Annotated in this window: 18 protein-coding genes; 10 read left to right on the top strand and 8 right to left on the bottom strand. The window is 72.6% G+C overall.

Features of this window, described 5'->3' with window-relative positions; translation table 11 throughout:
* Nucleotides 1–18: 18 nt before the first annotated feature.
* Nucleotides 19–207: a hypothetical protein gene (locus J4557_RS23230; RefSeq protein ID WP_208268829.1), complete on the bottom strand. Its 189-nt coding sequence runs from the start codon at nucleotides 205–207 to the stop codon at nucleotides 19–21.
* Between the two features lie 426 nt (nucleotides 208–633).
* On the bottom strand, nucleotides 634–1,974 hold the full coding sequence (locus J4557_RS23225; protein WP_208268828.1) for an FAD-binding oxidoreductase: 1,341 nt from the start codon (nucleotides 1,972–1,974) through the stop codon (nucleotides 634–636).
* Between the two features lie 294 nt (nucleotides 1,975–2,268).
* Between J4557_RS23225 and J4557_RS23220 the strand changes: the two genes are divergently transcribed.
* The 6 genes from J4557_RS23220 to J4557_RS23200 all read left to right on the top strand — a co-directional run bounded on the left by J4557_RS23220 (nucleotide 2,269) and on the right by J4557_RS23200 (nucleotide 8,097).
* Nucleotides 2,269–3,393, top strand: a complete 1,125-nt coding sequence (locus tag J4557_RS23220; protein ID WP_208268827.1) for a hypothetical protein — start codon at nucleotides 2,269–2,271, stop codon at nucleotides 3,391–3,393.
* Between the two features lie 268 nt (nucleotides 3,394–3,661).
* The gene (locus tag J4557_RS51035; protein WP_307800147.1) at nucleotides 3,662–3,904 is read left to right on the top strand and encodes an FAD-dependent oxidoreductase; all 243 of its coding nucleotides are present in this window, start codon (nucleotides 3,662–3,664) and stop codon (nucleotides 3,902–3,904) included.
* Complete coding sequence (locus J4557_RS23215) at nucleotides 3,901–4,368, top strand: FAD-dependent oxidoreductase (protein WP_307800146.1); 468 nt, start codon at nucleotides 3,901–3,903, stop codon at nucleotides 4,366–4,368. Before J4557_RS51035 ends, J4557_RS23215 begins: the two co-directional genes overlap by 4 nt.
* Nucleotides 4,369–4,693: 325 nt before the next feature.
* Nucleotides 4,694–6,286: an MFS transporter gene (locus tag J4557_RS23210; protein WP_208268826.1), complete on the top strand. Its 1,593-nt coding sequence runs from the start codon at nucleotides 4,694–4,696 to the stop codon at nucleotides 6,284–6,286.
* A gap of 165 nt (nucleotides 6,287–6,451) precedes the next feature.
* Nucleotides 6,452–6,949 (top strand): RNA polymerase sigma factor, encoded by a 498-nt coding sequence (locus J4557_RS23205; protein WP_208268825.1) that lies wholly within the window; start codon nucleotides 6,452–6,454, stop codon nucleotides 6,947–6,949.
* Nucleotides 6,946–8,097, top strand: a complete 1,152-nt coding sequence (locus tag J4557_RS23200; RefSeq protein ID WP_208268824.1) for a TolB family protein — start codon at nucleotides 6,946–6,948, stop codon at nucleotides 8,095–8,097. Before J4557_RS23205 ends, J4557_RS23200 begins: the two co-directional genes overlap by 4 nt.
* 102 nt (nucleotides 8,098–8,199) lie before the next feature.
* On the opposite strand, the gene J4557_RS23195 is transcribed toward J4557_RS23200, so the two are convergent.
* Nucleotides 8,200–8,904 (bottom strand): TetR/AcrR family transcriptional regulator, encoded by a 705-nt coding sequence (locus tag J4557_RS23195; protein WP_208268823.1) that lies wholly within the window; start codon nucleotides 8,902–8,904, stop codon nucleotides 8,200–8,202.
* Between the two features lie 110 nt (nucleotides 8,905–9,014).
* Here J4557_RS23195 and J4557_RS23190 point away from each other — a divergent pair, with 110 nt between their 5' ends.
* The 3 genes from J4557_RS23190 to J4557_RS23180 are packed head-to-tail and all read left to right on the top strand — an operon-like array spanning nucleotide 9,015 to nucleotide 10,888.
* Nucleotides 9,015–9,749, top strand: coding sequence for an SDR family oxidoreductase (locus tag J4557_RS23190; protein WP_208268822.1), 735 nt, complete (start codon nucleotides 9,015–9,017; stop codon nucleotides 9,747–9,749).
* Complete coding sequence (locus tag J4557_RS23185; RefSeq protein ID WP_208268821.1) at nucleotides 9,749–10,654, top strand: SDR family NAD(P)-dependent oxidoreductase; 906 nt, start codon at nucleotides 9,749–9,751, stop codon at nucleotides 10,652–10,654. The genes J4557_RS23190 and J4557_RS23185 overlap by 1 nt, the downstream gene beginning before the upstream one ends.
* A 27-nt stretch (nucleotides 10,655–10,681) precedes the next feature.
* Nucleotides 10,682–10,888 carry a 4-oxalocrotonate tautomerase family protein gene (locus tag J4557_RS23180; protein WP_208268820.1) on the top strand — a complete coding sequence of 69 codons (207 nt, stop codon included), beginning with the start codon at nucleotides 10,682–10,684 and terminating at the stop codon, nucleotides 10,886–10,888.
* 66 nt (nucleotides 10,889–10,954) lie between these two features.
* On the opposite strand, the gene J4557_RS23175 is transcribed toward J4557_RS23180, so the two are convergent.
* The 5 genes from J4557_RS23175 to J4557_RS23155 all read right to left on the bottom strand — a co-directional run bounded on the left by J4557_RS23175 (nucleotide 10,955) and on the right by J4557_RS23155 (nucleotide 15,935).
* Nucleotides 10,955–12,502 carry a carboxylesterase/lipase family protein gene (locus tag J4557_RS23175; RefSeq protein WP_208268819.1) on the bottom strand — a complete coding sequence of 516 codons (1,548 nt, stop codon included), beginning with the start codon at nucleotides 12,500–12,502 and terminating at the stop codon, nucleotides 10,955–10,957.
* Nucleotides 12,503–12,545: 43 nt separating this feature from the next.
* Complete coding sequence (locus J4557_RS23170) at nucleotides 12,546–13,199, bottom strand: response regulator transcription factor (protein ID WP_208268818.1); 654 nt, start codon at nucleotides 13,197–13,199, stop codon at nucleotides 12,546–12,548.
* Nucleotides 13,199–14,410: a sensor histidine kinase gene (locus J4557_RS23165; RefSeq protein WP_208268817.1), complete on the bottom strand. Its 1,212-nt coding sequence runs from the start codon at nucleotides 14,408–14,410 to the stop codon at nucleotides 13,199–13,201. Before J4557_RS23165 ends, J4557_RS23170 begins: the two co-directional genes overlap by 1 nt.
* The gene (locus tag J4557_RS23160) at nucleotides 14,407–14,817 is read right to left on the bottom strand and encodes a hypothetical protein (protein ID WP_208268816.1); all 411 of its coding nucleotides are present in this window, start codon (nucleotides 14,815–14,817) and stop codon (nucleotides 14,407–14,409) included. The genes J4557_RS23165 and J4557_RS23160 overlap by 4 nt, the downstream gene beginning before the upstream one ends.
* A gap of 98 nt (nucleotides 14,818–14,915) precedes the next feature.
* Entirely contained in the window at nucleotides 14,916–15,935 is a 1,020-nt protein-coding gene (locus J4557_RS23155; protein WP_208268815.1) for a hypothetical protein, read from the bottom strand.
* 181 nt (nucleotides 15,936–16,116) lie between these two features.
* Between J4557_RS23155 and J4557_RS23150 the strand changes: the two genes are divergently transcribed.
* On the top strand, nucleotides 16,117–16,725 hold the full coding sequence (locus tag J4557_RS23150; RefSeq protein WP_208268814.1) for a TetR/AcrR family transcriptional regulator: 609 nt from the start codon (nucleotides 16,117–16,119) through the stop codon (nucleotides 16,723–16,725).
* The last annotated feature ends 72 nt before the right edge of the window (nucleotides 16,726–16,797 follow it).

Below are 16,797 nucleotides of genomic sequence, written 5' to 3'. Positions count from 1 at the left end.
CGAGGGCGGCTCAGGGGTTCAGAAAGCGCGTGATGATGCTGGACCTGGGCCCTCGGCCCGCCCGATCCGCAGGGCCTCGTCCAGGTCGCCGCGCGCGCCGTGGACCGTGTGTCGGTCGGTGAGCAGGCTCACGAGCAGGACCGTGTGGTGTAGCGCCATCCGGCGGGCGGGGTCGGTGAGGCCGGCCGCCTCCCGGGAGGCGAGCACGGCCTCCTCGAACGTCCCCGACCTCCCGCAGCGTGCACCAGAGCGGCTGCGGGACCGCCGCCCGGTCGGCCGCGTACACCGCCGCCAGCCCGGGCGGCGCGTCGGCGGGATGCTCGCGCGTGTACTCCACCAGCTCGGCCGCGTCGCGGACGGCCTCGTCGTCGAACAGCGGCGCGGCGTCCCCGGACCGCTCGACGGCCGCCAGCCGGGTGCGGACGTTCGACAGGGCGACATCACGCCGAATCCGGTCCACACAGACCTCACCGTCGCCGTTGGAACGTCAGCCGAGCATGTTTCGCGACGCGCGCCCGCGACAAGGCGAGGAAACAGAAATGGCCTGGTCAGGCCAGCCGGTCCGCGAGTAGATCTCGCGATCCCTTGCCCATTTCGAACAGGGCCGTCTTCCGCTGATCGGCTGAGATCACTTCACTGAGGCCGGACATTGTGGTTGTGGGCGAACAGATTCGCGGGGTCGTAGTGGCGCTTGACCGCCGCGAGCCGCTCATAGGTGCGCGTCGGATAGATCGCGGCGACGTCCTTGTCGGCGGCGGAAGTGAGGAAGTTCGCGTAGAGGCCGTTGACGTGGGGTGCGAGTCTTTCCCACGTCGATTCCAGAGCGGTACGAGCGGCCTCGATGACCGGTTTCGGGCCCGCGGTGGTGGTCATGACCATCAACTCCGCTTGGCGATGCGCGTAGGCGGTGGCATCGTCGGGGACTCGGGACACCGCGCCGCCGACGCTGCGGACGGCGATGAAAGGCGCCCCTTCCGCTGCACCGGCCTCGGCGAGGATCCGTAGGGCCTCGGGCACCGATCCGGCGTCGACGAACGCCGCGCGTGTGACGAGGCGGATGCCGGGCGGCGGGGCCGCGCCGTCCACGAGGACGTCCGCGTAGGGCTTCAGCGCGACATCGTCGTCGGTCACCGTGCCGAGCCTGCGGATCGGGTCGATCGCCTTCGCGGCGAGTCGCGGGTCATCGCCGTCGAAGGCGACGTGGATCTCGACGGGCGCCTGCGGTCCGCCGGCGAACGGATTGGCGAAGTTCACGAGGGAGGTGAGCTCTTCGGGGGCGGTGCGGAGGTGGCCCGCCCAGCCCTGGAGCACGCCGGCGACCTCCGATGCCGGGAAGGTGATCTTTCCGTGGAAGACGTCCGTCGTCGGGTGTGCCGCGAACTCGAAGGCGGTCACGATCCCGAAATTGCCGCCGCCGCCGCGGATCGCCCAGAACAGTTCCGGGTTCTCCCGTGCGCTCGCCCGCACGGCCTGCCCGCCGGCGGTGACCATTTCCGCCGCGACCACGTTGTCCAAGGCCAGGCCGTACTTCCTGACCTTCCAGCCGATGCCGCCGGTCAACGTCAATCCGCCGACGCCGACGCTCCTGGTGTCGCCCGAGGAGATCGCCAGGCCGTGCGGGGCCAGGGCGGCCGAGACCTGCCCCCAGGTGGCGCCGCCCCCGATCCGTACGAGGTGACGGTCCTTGTCCATGATCCGCACGTCCGAGAGCCTGCCGAGGTCGATCACGACGCCGCCGTCGTTGGTGCCGAAGCCCGGGAAGCCATGGCCGCCGCCTCGCACGGACAGCGAGAGCCCCGTGTCGGCGGCGAACCTGACACCCGCTTGAACGTCCCCGACGTTCTCGGCCCGCAGGACAAAGGCCGGGCTGCCCAGAGTCAATACCGAGCGGCTGGCCGATTCATACTCTGCTGCGCCCGGTTCGATGATGTCTCCACCGAAGTCACGGCGAAGGTTCTCAAGTGCTGAGTTCACGACATTCCTTCCACAAAGCGGAATAGTGTTGCTGCTTGCTGCGGTGGACGAACACAAGACGCCGACGACCCGGTCCCTGTGACAAATGTGCTCATGTGATGTATGCCACAAGTATTCGCGGGCCATGGCCGAGGGATGATCTCCGAACACGCCGACCAGGCCGAAAGCCATGACGGGCGTCCACCCGGAAAGGCGATCACCGCCAGGAAGATCATCGATTGTTCCGCGGGTGCGCGTACGGCCCTGTTAGCTTCTGCCCTTCATCAAGATCGATTCGAGCGGTGAAGGAGCAGGGTGAAGACACGCAGGAAGGTGGCGGTCACGGGAGCGGCCGTCGCGGTGGGCGCGGCGGCGGTCACGGCCGCGATCACCACTACGGCGGGCTCGGACGAGAAGCGTGCGGCGTCGTCGGTCGCGGCGGCCGAGGGGACGGCGTGGCCCATCGTCCAGAGCACCCCCAAGGCCGACGGCGGCACCCAGCTCAACGGTCTGGCCGCGGCGCCGGACGGCACCATGTGGGCCGCCGGCGGCCGGCAGACGAGTTCGGTGCGCAAGCCGATCCTCCAGCGGCTGACCGGCGGCACGTGGAGCGACGTGGCACTGCCCGCCGCCGCGAGCCCGTACCGTTTCAGCGCCGCCGCGGCCACGTCGGCGTCGAACCTGTGGCTGGCCGCCCAACTCAACACCTCGGGTGACTCCAATGCCGTGCTGCACTGGAACGGCACGGCCTGGAGGACCTTCAAGGTCCCGCTGAGCTTCCAGCCGCAGGACATCGCCACCACCGGCGGCCGCAGCGCGTGGGTGGTCGGCTACTCGCAGGCCAAGCACTGGAACGGCACGTCCTGGGCCGACACTCCGATCGGCATCAAGCCCAGCGCGCTCGCCGCCGTCTCGCCCACCAGCGCGTGGGCGGTCGGCTGGGCGGGGGAGGGGCAGCCCGCCACCGCGCACTGGAACGGCGCGAAGTGGACCACCGTCGCGTTCCCGAAGGTCGCCGGGACCGTCCGGGGCGAGGTCGCGTCGACCCTGACCGACGTGTACGCCGCCTCGGAGAACAGCGTCTGGGCGGTCGGCACGGCGGAGGTGTCGGACGGGACGGGCAAGACCGTCAGCCGGTCGATGCTGGCGCACTGGAACGGCACGAAGTGGACCACCGTCCTCGGCGCCCTCGGCACCTCGTTGGACAAGGTCGCTTCGGACGGCGCCGGCGGCATCTGGGTCTCCGCGTACGGCGGCGCCATGCGCCACCGCACCGCGGCGGGCGCCTGGTCAGGCCAGACGCTGACCAAGCCCGCGGGGACCACGGTCACCGCGACCGCGCTGGCCCTGCGCCCGGGCACCCGTACCGTGTGGGCGGTCGGTCGCACCACCACCGTCGCGACCCGGTGGTTCGACCTGGCGCACTGGCACAGCAGGTGACGCCGAGGTGACCGAACCGGCGCCCGCCCCCAGGGAAGAACCCGCCCAGGGGCCGGGCGCCGGCCCTCTTGGAGGATGACGCTGATCAACCACTGCTTCGCGGAGACCGCTCCCGCGAGTGATCTGCCTCACAGGCTGTCAGGACCTTCGGCCACGCGGTGTCTTGATGCCGAACCCGCATCGAGCGAAGGAGACACCATGAGGGCGAGCACCGAGGTGGTCGTGATCGGCGTACACCGCGTCCCGGATCGAGGCGGCCGAGCGCGGTGTGACGCTGGCGTCCGGTCGCACCGTCGGCTACGACTACCTGGTCTACGCGGCGGGCAGTGGCAGCGCTGATCCAGGCGTGCCCGGGGCCGAGTTCGCCTACCCGATCGCCACCCTGGAAGCGGCGCAGCGGCTGTGGCCGATCCTCGGCGCCGCGCCCGCCACGGCCGCGGTGACGGTGGTCGGGGGCGGGGTCCTCGGCATCGAGACCGCCGCCGAACTGGCGGAGGCGGCCGCACCGTGACCCTGGTCTGCGGCGGAGTGCTCGGCCGGTACCTGCATCCCCGGGTTCGGCGCTCGGTCGCCAGGCGGCTGGCCGAGATGGGCGTGACCGTGCTCGACGGCTCGGACACGAGGGTGACGGCGGTGACCCGCGACGCCGTCCGGCTCAGTGGCGGCCGCGAGTTGCCGAGCCAGGTGACGATCTGGGCCGCGGGGTTCGGCGTGCCGGACCTGGCCGCGCGCAGCGGGCTGAGCACCGACGCCGCCGGCCGCCTGCTGACCGACGAGACCCTGACCAGTGTGGACGACGCGCGCATCGTCGCGGCCGGGGACTCGGCGGCACCGTCGGGCCTGCCGCTGCGGATGAGCTGCCAGTCCGCGAACCAGCTGGGCGCGCATTCCGCCGACACCGTGCTGGCCCGGATCAAGCACCGGCGGCAGCTGCTGTCGCGGGCCGAGCGCGGCGGGGCGCCGGCCACCGCTTGACGGGCCGCCCAGCCGGGCCATCGGTGACCGCTCCGGCCGACCGCCGGCACGTGCCGCCCGTCGTCGGCGCTATGACCCATGCCACATGCGGTTCCTGTCAGGAATCGGGGCGCTGTCCCGCTCAAGTCGCCGAGGGCAAGCGAACCGACGGGAGCCTCACATGAAGCATCGCATCGGCGTTCTCGGCCGACCGGCACCGCCATCGACCTGACCGCGTCAGCCGGCGCGTCCGCCGCGGCCGGCGATTGGTCGCCTCCCACATCAGCGCCCTGCCGCCGCTTCTGGTCTAGGCGCCGATTCCGCACGCCCCTTCTGAGAGGAATCCATGAGCACGAACGCTGCACAAGCGGCCGGGGAGAGCGGCGGGGACGCGCCGGACGCGCGTCAGCTGCGCACGATCCTGACCACCGTCTCGATCGCGCTGATGGCCGTCATCGCGTCGGTGTCCGGGCTGATCGTCGCCCAGACGCACATGGCCGTCGACTTCGACACCTCGCAGGGCACGGTCCTGTGGATCATCAACGTCTACACCCTTGTCCTGGCCGCACTGCTGCTGCCGCTCGGTGCGATCGGTGACCGCCTGGGCCGCAGGCCCATGCTGATCGCCGGGCTGGCCGTCTTCGGCGTCGCGAGCGTTGCGTCGGGCCTGGCTCCGAACGCCGCGGTGATGCTGGCCGCGCGCGCGGTCAGCGGTGCCGGCGCGGCAACGATCATGCCCGTCACCCTGGCCGTCATCACCTCCACCTTTCCCGAGGAGCAGCGCGGAAAGGCGATCGGCGTGTGGACCGGTGTCGCCGGAGGCGGCGGCATCCTGGGCATGTTCCTGTCCGCGCTCCTGGTGGACGTCGCCGACTGGCGCTGGCTGTTCGTCCTGCCCGTGGCCCTGGTCGTCGTGGCCCTGGTCATGGCGCTGAAGGCGGTTCCCAACTCCCGCGAGCGCTCGCCCCACGCCTTCGACACCGTCGGCGCGCTGCTGTCCATCGTCGCCGTGGCCGCCCTCATCTTCGTCCTGCAAGAGGGCCCGGAACGCGGTTGGACCGCGGCCAGGACCCTGGTCAGCCTCGCCGTCGGCCTCGCCGCCACGGCCGGTTTCGTGTCCTGGGAACTGCGCCGCCGGGACGCTTCGCTGCTGGACGTGCGCCTGTTCCGTGAGCGCGGCCTGGCCGGCGGCTCGATCACGCTGGTCGTGGTCTTCGGCGTCCAGACGGGCATCTCCGTGGTCCTCTTCCCGTTCCTGCAGGCCGTGCTCGGCTGGTCGGGACTGCGGTCCGCGGCGGCGCTGATGCCCCTGGCCATCGCCATGATGGTGGCGTCCGGCCTGGCCCCCAGGCTGGCCGCGCGGATCGGCCCACGTGCGACGATGGCCGCGGGGATCGCGCTGACCGGCGGCAGCCTGGCGCTCATGGCCCTGTTCGTCTCCGTCGACGGCGGCTACCTGTCGATCCTGCCCGGCATCATCGTCATGGGCATCGGCTTGGCCCTGGCCATGGTTCCCTCCACCGAGGCCATCACCCGCTCCCTGCCGCGCGAGAAACAGGGCGTGGCCTCCGCCCTCAACGACGTCACCCGAGAATTCGGCACCGCACTCGGCGTCGCCATGCTCGGCGCGATCCTGACGGCCGGCTACCGCAACGCCATCGACGACAGGCTGCACGGCATCCCCCAGGAGACCGCGCACACCGCTCGGGAGGGCATCGCCAACGCCCTCCAGGTCTCGGCCGGCGCAGGATCGCACGCGCAGGCCCTGGTCGACGCCGCAAGGCAGTCCTACGTCGACGGATGGCAGCAGTCCATGTGGGCAGGCGTCGCCGTCATGGCCGTGCTGCTCGTCTACATCGCCCTGCGCGGCCCGAAGAACACCGCCCCCGCGGCCGCGCCGGACGAGGCGGAGGACACCGAGACCGTCGCCGCCCGATGACCGCATGAACGGCGACCTGGGGGCCGGCTGGTGGCTCAGGGCTTCGGAGATGCGTTGCGGGGTTCTGGATTCAGCAGCCGGGCCGGCCGGACGTCTTTGTTGGTAAAGCCCCTAGGGAAGGCGGCCCCACACGTGCCGACGACAGTGCCCTTGTCCGATCCGCACATGGCGGATCGGCCGGCGGACGCTCTGTCCGCGCTGTTCCAGAGCCACGCCCGCAAGTTCGTGCACATCGCCGTGCTGCTCGTCGGTGACGAGGGGCTCGCCGAGGAGGTGGTGCAGGAGGCCTACATCGGCCTGTATCGCCGCTGGAAGCGCAAGGGTCCGCCCGAGAGTCCCGAGGCGTATCTGCGCACGTCGGTGGTCAACGGCTGCCGGTCGGCGCTGCGCCGCCGCCGGACCGCCGCGCGGACCCGGAGGCTGCACCCGGTGCCCGAGAGCGCGGCGGACGCCGAGGCGCTGCGCCGCGAGGAGCACGCCGCGGTGCTCGCCGCACTGGACCGGCTCAGCCGGCGGCAGCGCGAGGTGCTCGTGCTGTGCTTCTATCTCGGGTTGGACGACGCCGAGATCGGGGCCGCGCTCGGTGTGAGCCGCGGCACCGTCTCGTCCACGATCTCCCGCGCGCTGCGCGGCATGGAAGACCTGCTGGGAGGACAGCGATGACGACGGACATCGAGCACCGGCTGCGTGCCGCGTTCGAGGCCAGGACCGCCGCCGTACCGGCGCCGTGCGAACCGGATTGGGACACCGCGCCCGCCCCCCGCACCCGGCGCCGCCGCGTTCGCCGTCCCCGTCTGCTGCTTCCGGCGCTGGCGGCCGCCGGTACGGCCGTGCTGCTCGCCGCCGTGCTCACGGCGCGAGGCCACGGCGGGCAGGCGGACGAACCGGGCCTGACGATCGGCGCGGTGACGCCGATCCGGCCGGCCGCGTCCCCGACGCTGCTGTTCCGCAGCGACGGCGAGTCCCCGACCCGGGTCGTGCAGGCGGCGACGGGCCGGACGCTGGGCACGGTCGAACCACCGGCCGGCTACGTGCAGGACTGGGCGGGCCTGACCAGCGCGACCGACAACCGCACGCTGTTCTTCACCGTGAAGGCCAAGGGCGGGGGCGCCTCGTCGCCGCAGTTCGTCGCCCGGACCCGCGTCGACGAGAAGGGACGTCCCGGCAAGGCGCTGCTCGTCGCCCGCGTCCCCCGGTCCCGGGACCTGCCTGCGGCCTCGCCCGCGCCGGAGACGACGCAGGCGCCCTCTGCCTGGCCGAGCGTCACCGCGCTGGCGCCGTCGCCGGACGCCACCCGCCTCGCGTTGGCGCTCAGTGGACACGGCGGCGACGTGCTCGTGGTGCGTGACCTGCGCACCGGCAAGGAGCGCGCCTGGAGCAGCCGCTCCGGCCTCGACGCGATCTCCTGGAGCGAGGACGGCCGCCAGGTGCACTGGTCGGCCGACGGCACAGCCGGCGACCTGGCCGTCCAGAGCAGGGAGGGGGCGCTCCCGGCGGGCCGGGACGTGCCTGCCGCCGGTGATCCGCTGGGGGCCGTCCTGCTGCCGAGCGGCGACCGGCTCGCCCTGCGGCAGACGAGGCAGGAGGTCAGGCTCGTGCTGCTGCCGTCCGATGGGGGCGGCGCCCGGACCCTGGACGAGTGGAAGGACGTCCCCGCCTTCCTCGAACTGCCGGCTGCCGACGCGACCGGCAGGCACGTCTTCTACCGGCGAGGCGATGGCTGGGCGCGCCTGGATCTCCAGACCGGCAGGCGCACCGCCTTCTCCCTGCCCGCCGACAGCACCCGGCCCGGCGTCGTCTACACCTGGTGACGCTCCACCCGGCTGCCGGTGATCACGCTGGGCGGCGGGGTGCGGCGGGTCCAGAGCCCTCAGGGCGGTCTCGACGACCTGCCCCGGCGGATCCGCCCGCCGTCACCGGTGGCCGGGTTGCGTGATGCGTTCGAGCCATCGCCGCAGGAGGGCGGTCTCGACCGGCTCCAGGGCCTCGGTCCCGGTGAGGTCGAGTTGCGCGTGCAGGCGCAGCGCGGCGGTGTGCAGCGGGTCGGCGCCGTCCTGAGCGGTCGTGGTGGTCAGCACGTGCGAGAACACGGCGTCCCGCATGCGGTGGGAGAGCGCCGGGTCCTCGAACAGGGCCGGGTGGGCGATGTGGTCCAGGGCGGTCCCGACGTTCGCCGACAGGATCAGCTGACCGGCGGTTCGCGGCTCCAGTCTCAGCGCGCCCGCCGCCGCGCACCGTGTGAGCGCGGCCACCAGCAGGTCCATCACGCGCTCTCGCGCCGTCGAGTGCGACCACGGCCGCGGCGTGAACATCAGCTGGTAGAGGGCCGGGTTCTCCTGGGCGAACGCCATGTGGCCGTCCCAGCCGGCGTGCAGGTCGGCGACCGGGTCGCCGGTCTGCTCCTGGGCGGCCTTGAGCGCGGTGTACCGCTCGTACCCGTGGTCGGCGACGGCGTCGAGCAGCCCGCGCTTGTCACCGAACAGCCGGTAGAGCACGGGCTGGCTCACGCCGACGGCCTCGCAGACCGCACGCGTCGCGATCTCGTGGTCCGAGGACGACGCCAGCTGCCGCTCCGCGGCCTCGATCATCGCCGCGCGGAGCGGGTCCGTCTCTGCCATGAGATCGATGATACCGCCATCCGCTAACGATGCTACGAACCTGTGCTACGGTGAGGTCATAACGTCGATATGAATGTTCCGTATCGACGATAAGAGCAGGGGGTTTCGCCATGAGTGATCAGCGTGTGGCCGTCGTCAGCGGCGGCTCCCGCGGGATAGGCAAGGCCATTGCGGCGGCGCTGGCGGCACGCGGCTTCGCGGTCGCGGTGGGGTTCCAGGGGGCGGCCTCCGCCGCGGCGCGGGTGGTGGAGGAGATCGCGGCGTCCGGCGGCCGGGCGATCCCGGTCCAGGCCGACGTCGCCGACGAGGGCGCCGTCGCGGAGATGTTCGACGCCGCCGAGAAGTCCTTCGGCGGGGTCGACGTGGTCGTCAACTCGGCGGGACGGCTGGCGCTGTCCCCGATCGCCGACCTCGATCTGGACGAGCTGGACGCCCTGCACCGAACCAACATCCGCGGCGCGTTCGTGATGGCCCGGGAGGCCGCGCGCCGCGTGCGCGACGGCGGCGCGCTCGTCAACCTGTCCACCTCTGTGGTCGGCCTTCAGTTCCCCGCCTACGGGGCGTACGCCGCGAGCAAGGGTGCCGTCGAGGCGATGACGCTGGTGCTCGCCCGCGAGCTTCGCGGACGCGACATCACGGTCAACGCCGTCGCGCCCGGCCCGACCGCCACCGAACTGTTCCTGGACGGCAAGGACGAGGCGACGATCGAGCATCTCGCCAAGCAGCCGCCGCTGGAGCGGCTCGGCACCCCCGAGGACATCGCCGAGGTCGTCTCCTTCCTGGCGAGCCCGGCCGGGCACTGGGTCAACGGGCAGGTCGTGCGCGCGAACGGCGGCATCATCTGATGGCCGCCGCGCGACAGGTCATCGTCGTCACCGGGGCCTCCAGCGGGTTCGGCCGGCTGACGGCCGTGGCCCTGGCACGGGACGGGCACGCCGTCGCCGCCGGCATGAGGCGGACCGCGGACCGCAACGCGCCCGCCGTCGCCGCCCTGCACCGGCTCGCCGCCGAGGAGGACCTCGCGCTGTCGGCGGTCGAACTGGACGTGCGGTCGCAGGAGTCCGCCGACCTGGCCGTCGGCACCGTCCTGGACCGGTACGGCCGCCTCGACGCCGTCGTCCACAACGCGGGGCACATGGTCCTGGGGCCGGCCGAGGCGTTCACGGCCGAGGACCTCGCCGCCGTCTACGACGTCAACGTCCTCGGCGCCCAGCGGGTCAACCGCGCCGCGCTGCCGCACCTGCGCGGCCAGGGTTCCGGACTGCTGGTGTGGGTGGGGAGCTCCTCCACCCGAGGCGGCCACCCGCCGTTCCTCGCCCCGTACTTCGCGGCCAAGGCCGCCATGGACGCCCTCGCGGAGAGTTACGCCGCCGAGCTCATCCGGTTCGGCATCGATACCTCCATCGTCGTCCCCGGCGCCTTCACCTCGGGCACCAACCACTTCGCCAACGCGGGCGGACCATCGGACGCGGTCCGCGACAAGGCGTACGAGGAGCCCTACGGCGAGCTCCGCGCCGGCCTCACCGGCCGGCTGAACCGCCTGATCCCACCGGACGCGAGGGCGGAGTCCGTCGCCGGCGAGATCGTCCGCATCGTCGGCCTCCCGGCGGGCCGGCGGCCGTTCCGCAGCCACGTCGACCCCAGTAAGGACGGCAGCGAGGTGGTCTCCATCGTCGCCGACCGGATCCGCGCCGAGTTCTACCACCGCGTGGGCATCGAGGACCTGCTGTCCTCGACCGCCTCACTCTGAATCACCATCACGAGAAAGGTCGTCATCATGCCGTTCGCCAACCTCAAGGTCCCGGCCGACACCCTGACCCCCGAGTCCAAGAAGAAGCTCATCGACGCCGTCACCGACGCCTACGCCGACGTGTACGGCGAGCGCGCCAGGGCGACCACCCTGGTCCTCGTCGACGAGGTTCCCGATGGCGGCTGGGGGATCGGCGGCAACGTCCTCACCGCTGAGATGCTCGGCCGCAGCTGACCCGTCTGCCGCGCCGGGCCGGGGCGGCCGATCGCCCCGGCCCGGCGTCCGGTCGGCGTCGCCAGGTCACCGCCAGAACGCGCAGTGGTGCTCGGCGCCGGCATCGACAGGCAGGTCGCGGCCCGGGGTCAGCTGCATGGTCTCCGGAAACGGTCGCCAGCCTCCGCCCGGGGCACCGGTCCGGGCGAACCTCGTCCACGCCGCGATCATGCGGTTGGACAGCAGGACCTGCGCAGGGGCCAGGCGGACGTTCGCCATGCCGAACAGGTAGGGCAGCTCCGAGCCGTGATAGGCGCCCATGGGGAAGCCGGGCTTGAGATCCGGCGCCGGGGCGCGCTCGTCGGCGAACTCGAAGCTGTACACGGGCACGTGCCTCGCCAGGAGGCGGTCAGCGGCGAGCGTGGGGCACGTCCAGGCCCGGTCGGTTCCCACCGCCGCCCAGGCCAGGCTCGCCGAGCGTCCCGGCGGGTACCGCCGGGCGACACGGGCCGCCTGCTGCTCACCGAACGTCTCGGTCAGCAGACGGCGGTAACGGGCCGCCGTGATGGGCCTGTCGAGTGTGAACAGCGCGGCGAACAGCCGATGTTCGTCCTTGGTGTTGCCCTGGAGCACGGGCACCCGATGGAATGCGCCCTCAGCCAGAGCCGCGACGGGGTTCTTGGGAAGGACGGCGGTGCCGTAGGCGGGTTGGTGGAAGGCCCCGTTGAGGGAGAGAACCTCTGCGGTGGGCTTCGCGCGCAGGCAGCCCAGCGTCCGGCAGCCCAGCGCCGTCCTGCCCTTGGCCGCGAGTTCCGTAACCGGTGCCCAGTACCGGGAGGCGGCGTCGCCGGGGGCGAGCATGTTCCTGGGCCAGTTCTGCAGGCACGAACCGCTCTCGATGATCGCACGGTGGAACAGGCCGGCCGCCTGCGGCGAGGTGAGCTGGGCGCAGACGCTCGCGCCGCCGGAAGATTGCCCCATCAGCGTCACCTTGCCCGGGTCGCCACCGAACGCCGCGGCGTTGGCGCGGACCCACCGCAGAGCGGCCTGCTGGTCCTGCAGACCGTAGTCACCCGAGTCCCGCAGCCGGGGGTGGGCGAAGAAGCCGAGAGCACCCAGCCGCGAGTTGACGGTCACCACCACCACATCGCCCTTCTCCGCCATCCGGGCCGCGTCGTACTCAGAACCGGAACCGGAGCTGAAGGCACCGCCGTGCAACCACACCACCACGGGGCGCCTGCCGGCCCGAGCCGGTGCGGTGACGTCGAGGTACAGGCAGTCCTCCGAGGATCCCTTCGCTCCCGGCTGCGCGCAGATCGGTCCGGGTTCCGCGGCGCTCCGCACGCCCTTCCACGGGGCCGCGGCGGCCGGTGGCCGCCAGCGCAGCCGGCCGATGGGAGGCGCCGCGTACGGGATGCCCTGGAACCTGATGACCCCGTCGGCCGCGACGCCCTTGACCCGGCCCTTGTCGGTCTCGACGGTCTCCCGCGGACCCTGCGGACCCTGCGGACCCTGCGGACCGCGGAGGGCCTGTCTGGCCTCGATGATCGATGTGGCGTGCGGGGAGCAGGCGCCGACCCCGACCACGACGACCGCGGCCGCGACCAGACGCGGAAGGTCGGAGGTGAAATCCATGAAGACCACCTTCACTGAGCGTGTTCGTCCGTGGACGCGAGCGCTACTGTGCGTCCTGGACGAGCAAGGCGAGTTGCACGCGGTTGTTGAGGTCGAGCCGGCGCATGATCTTCGACAGGTAGGACTTCACGGTCGCCACCGTCATGTGCAGCTCGGCCGCTACTTCGGCGTTGGAGAGGCCGCGCCCGACGGCGGCCGCGACACGGCGCTCCGAGCCGGTCAACGCGGCGAGTCGCGTACGTGCGGCGTCGCGTGCGGTGTCGTCGCCGCGCAGCGTCCGGACGTGCGAGATGAGCTTGCGGGTGATCGAAGGGGACAAGATCGGCTCGCCCATGGCGACGCGCCGGATCGCCTCCACGATCCCGGCGGGCGGGGTGTCCTTCAGGAGGAAGCCGGCCGCCCCGGCGCGCAGCGCCCCCAGCACCATGTCGTCGGTGTCGAAGGTCGTCAGCACGATGACCTCGGGGGCGTCCGGCCTGGCGCGGAGACGCTCGGTGGCGGTGAGGCCGTCGGTCCCGGGCATCCGGATGTCCATCAGGACGACGCGGGCGCCCGTCGAGCGGACCGCCTCCGGGACGGCGGCGCCGTCCGCGACCTCCCCGGCGACCTCGATGTCGTCCAGGCCCGACAGCATGGTGCGCAATGCCGCGCGCACCAGCCATTCGTCGTCGACGAGCAGCACCTTGACCGGACCCATCACCCCTCCCACGGCAGCTGCGCGCACAGCACGAACTCGCCGTCCCGGGGCCCGTGCTCGAGGACCCCGCCGGCGAGCGTGGCGCGCTCGGCCAGCCCGGTCAGCCCCACACCGGAGCCGGGGATGCCCGCGTCCCCCATCGCGAGCGGCTGCCGCACCTGCACCGCCAGCCCGCGTCCGGCCGCGCCGTCGACGGTGACCGTCACCGGCATGCCGGGCGCGTGCTTGCGGGCGTTCGTCAGACCTTCCTGGACGATCCGGTACGCGGTGCCTGCGACCAGTGCCGGCACCACGTCCGGCTCGGTGACGCGCAGGTCGAGGTGGACACGCGTCCCGGCCGTCCTCGCCTCGTCCACGAGCCCCGCGAGGCGTGCCAGCGCGGGACGCGCCGACTCGTCCGGGTCGACGACATCGTCCTCCCGCAGGAGTCCGATGACCTCGCGCAGGTCCACCAGCATCTGATGGACGCCGCTGCGGATGATCCCGGCCGCCCGGGCGATCTCCTCCTCGGGCGCGCCCGGACGGAACTCCAGCGCCCCCGCGTACACGCTGAGCAGGGACATCCGGTGCGCGAGGACGTCATGCATCTCGCGGGCCAGGCGCACCCGCTCCATGCGCCGGGCCTCCGCGACCCGTGCTCGCCGGTCCTCTTCCGCGCGACGCGCCCGCTCCTCCAGCGACAGCAGCAGACCCCGCCGCGCCCGGATCGCGCGCCCCCAGCCGACCGTCCCGATGGTCAGCAGCGCGCCCATCGTGACGGTCGCGGCGTAGGGCACCCGGGGATCGGGGAGCACCGCCGCGATCACCAGCTCGGTGGCGATGCCGAGGCCGCCGACCCACACCGCGACCGGCAGCGGGCGGTGCACCGACACCGAGAGCGTCGCCACGAACGCCGCACCGCCCGCCGCGGGCGACACCGCCGACAGCGTCACCGTGGCCAGCGCCAGCCCGACCGGCCACCGGCGCCGGCCCCACAGCGCCGCGCTCGCCAGCAGACCGACGCCCGCGTCGGCGGCCGCCACCGCGTGCGGCATGCCCCCGTAGCGCGGCCACGCGTTGACGGCTCCCAGCACGACCGCGACCACGATCGCGGCGATGTCCACAGCGACATCGCGGGCGGTGCGCGGGCCGCCGCCCCCGCCGCCCCCGCCGGCCACCCCGGGAGCGGCGTGCGGCGCACGCCGGACGGAGCCGATCGCCTCGTCGCTCATGCGGCGCTGCTGAGCCACGTCCTGACCAGTCCCGCCCATCTGCGGTTGTCGGTGGTCTCCATGAACGTCCTGTGATCGATCATCAGGTAGATCTCTCCGGCGGGGACGGTTCCCAGGATCAGCGGCTTGCCGGCGTTCAGCAGCCCGCCGATGAACCGCCCGTACAGCTTGGTGTACTCGTTGGCGACGGACGTCACCTCGCCCGGTCGCAGCACCAGATCGCCGTCGTCACCCCATGCTCCCAGGACGAGCCGGTCATCATGGAGCGTCGCCTCGCCGCGTCGCGGGAACAGCACGCTCTGGTCGACACCTGCGGCGATCCGGTCGCCTTTCCTGCGCGCCCGCAGCTCCTCCGTCGTGCAGCCGATGTATGGCGCCTGCGCCAAGGGCGCGTCGATTTCGTCCATGCGTTCAGGCTGCCGCCCGGGACCGGGGCGCCGCTGCCCGCGAAGGATGGGACCGGCCCCCACTTTGGTCGACACTTGGCCCATCCCGCGCAGGTGCGTCAGCGCCGCTGCAGCCTCGCGAGCATCAGGGTCGGGTCGTCTCCGGCGAGGTTCGCGCCGTTGGTCACATAGACCCGGCTTCCTCGGACGATGACGGCCGTGGTCCCCTGCATGCCGTCATCGGCGTCCAGCAGGGTCTCGTGTCCGCCGTCCGCGCCCACCCGCACGAGTTCGCTGCCCTGGTTGATCGCGGCGAGGATCTCGGTGCCCCGGCCGGTGAAGTCGAAGTCGTCGATGCCCTCCAGGCCCGTGGCCCGGACCTCGGCTCGGCCGGAGCCGCCGTCCTCGGTCACCGGGACGCGGACGATGGTGCCGCGGTCGGAGTTGGTCGCCCAGACGGCGCCGTCGTGGATCTTCATGCCGTTGGCACCGAAGAAGCCGGCGGGGGCCAGGGCCGGGTCCGCCGACCACACGGAGGCCTTGCCGCCGCTCAGCGAGGCCTGCCAGATGCGCCCGCCGGCGGAGTCGGTGACCAGGAAGCGGTGCCGCCCACCGTCGATGACCAGTGCGTTCGGGAAGGTGTCGGCGGGCAGCGGCACCACGAGCCGCGGCCCGCCGGAGCGACGGAGCCGCCAGATCCCGGTCAGCCCGCCCCGCCCGGAGGAGTAGAGGAAGTACACGGCGCCGCTCGCCGACCGGGCGACCCCGGTGACATCGGGGGCCCCGACGACCGGTGTGGTGGTGCCGCCGCCCGGAGGCGGCGGCATGGTGGCGAGCACCTGGAGGGCCCCGTTCCGCGCGACCCGCACCACCTGGCGGGCGGAGATCATGCCGATGACCACGCTGCCGCCGGGCTCCGGGGCGATGCTCTCGGCGACCTGGCCCGCGGCCCGGTCGAAGTGGGCGAGGACGCGCACGTCGTCCAGGCGGGTGCCGGCCGCGGTGCCAGGGGCTGCGGGGACGGTGGCCGGGACCGGGGCGGCCAGCGCCGCCGGGGCCGTGGCGAGCGCGGCGAGCAGGCCGACGAGACCGAGCGTGGTCGCGCGCCGCCGCACCCCGGCGGGTCGGTCGAGGGGCATGGCTTTCCTCTCCGTCGTGGGGGACGCGGAAGGGCGCCGATGGCGCCGACCGTGATCGCGGGCGCGGCGCTTCCTCCGCCTCCCCGCCAGACTGTATCGCTCAGTACAAAAGTTCTGCGGCAGACTGTATCAGGCAATACAAAGAGGTTGTACTGCGTAGTACAGAACATGGAGGCGGTCCATGGGGCGCACACCGACCACCACGCGGGGTCGCGCGACCCGGAAGCGCATCCTCGATTCGGCGGCGGACCTCATCCAGCGCCGCGGCGTCGCAGCGGTGACGCTGGACGACGTCGAACGCGCCGCGGGGGTCGGCCGCAGCCAGCTCTACCACTACTTCGACGACCGTGACGACCTCATCCGCTCGGTGGTCCACAGCACCGTGGACACGGTGCTGGCCGCGCAGGAACCGCTGCTCCTGCAGGTCGACTCGCCGGCCGGCATCGACCGCTGGTTCGACGCGATCGTGGCCAACGGGACGCGGCAGGACGCGGTCGGCGGCTGTGCGATCGGCTCGCTGGCCAGCCAGCTCAGCGGCAGCGACGACCTCACCCGGCAGTCGTTCGTGGACGCCTTCGCGCGCTGGGAGGCCCCCCTCATCTCGGGCCTGCGCCGGATGCAGGAGTCGGGCGAGCTGCGCCCGGACGTGGACGTGACCGAGCTGGCCGACCTCACCATGGCCGCGATCCAGGGCGGCCTCCTGCTGGCCCAGGTCCGCCGTTCACCGGACCAGCTCCGCCTCGCCCTGCGCGGTGCGCGGGCGGCACTGGAAGACGCGCTCACCCCCTGACCCGAACTCCGGCCGCCTGCCGCTCAGCGCGGGCGGCCCACCAACGCCGGGCCGTGGCGGCCACCGAGTAGC

This window comes from Actinomadura nitritigenes (assembly GCF_017573545.1).
Lineage (GTDB): Bacteria > Actinomycetota > Actinomycetes > Streptosporangiales > Streptosporangiaceae > Spirillospora > Spirillospora nitritigenes.
The sequence above is the reverse complement of the archived record's forward strand: the minus strand, read 5'-3'. Positions and strand labels throughout refer to the sequence as shown.

Excerpts from the sequence above, each read along its gene's own strand:
- J4557_RS23210 (WP_208268826.1), top strand. The coding sequence starts at position 4,694 with ATGAGCACGAACGCTGCACAAGCGGCCGGGGAGAGCGGCGGGGACGCG.
- J4557_RS23205 (WP_208268825.1), top strand. The coding sequence starts at position 6,452 with ATGGCGGATCGGCCGGCGGACGCTCTGTCCGCGCTGTTCCAGAGCCAC.
- J4557_RS23200 (WP_208268824.1), top strand. The coding sequence starts at position 6,946 with ATGACGACGGACATCGAGCACCGGCTGCGTGCCGCGTTCGAGGCCAGG.
- J4557_RS23195 (WP_208268823.1), bottom strand. The coding sequence starts at position 8,904 with ATGGCAGAGACGGACCCGCTCCGCGCGGCGATGATCGAGGCCGCGGAG.
- J4557_RS23190 (WP_208268822.1), top strand. The coding sequence starts at position 9,015 with ATGAGTGATCAGCGTGTGGCCGTCGTCAGCGGCGGCTCCCGCGGGATA.
- J4557_RS23185 (WP_208268821.1), top strand. The coding sequence starts at position 9,749 with ATGGCCGCCGCGCGACAGGTCATCGTCGTCACCGGGGCCTCCAGCGGG.
- J4557_RS23180 (WP_208268820.1), top strand. The coding sequence starts at position 10,682 with ATGCCGTTCGCCAACCTCAAGGTCCCGGCCGACACCCTGACCCCCGAG.
- J4557_RS23175 (WP_208268819.1), bottom strand. The coding sequence starts at position 12,502 with ATGGATTTCACCTCCGACCTTCCGCGTCTGGTCGCGGCCGCGGTCGTC.
- J4557_RS23170 (WP_208268818.1), bottom strand. The coding sequence starts at position 13,199 with ATGGGTCCGGTCAAGGTGCTGCTCGTCGACGACGAATGGCTGGTGCGC.
- J4557_RS23165 (WP_208268817.1), bottom strand. The coding sequence starts at position 14,410 with ATGAGCGACGAGGCGATCGGCTCCGTCCGGCGTGCGCCGCACGCCGCT.
- J4557_RS23160 (WP_208268816.1), bottom strand. The coding sequence starts at position 14,817 with ATGGACGAAATCGACGCGCCCTTGGCGCAGGCGCCATACATCGGCTGC.
- J4557_RS23155 (WP_208268815.1), bottom strand. The coding sequence starts at position 15,935 with ATGCCCCTCGACCGACCCGCCGGGGTGCGGCGGCGCGCGACCACGCTC.
- J4557_RS23150 (WP_208268814.1), top strand. The coding sequence starts at position 16,117 with ATGGGGCGCACACCGACCACCACGCGGGGTCGCGCGACCCGGAAGCGC.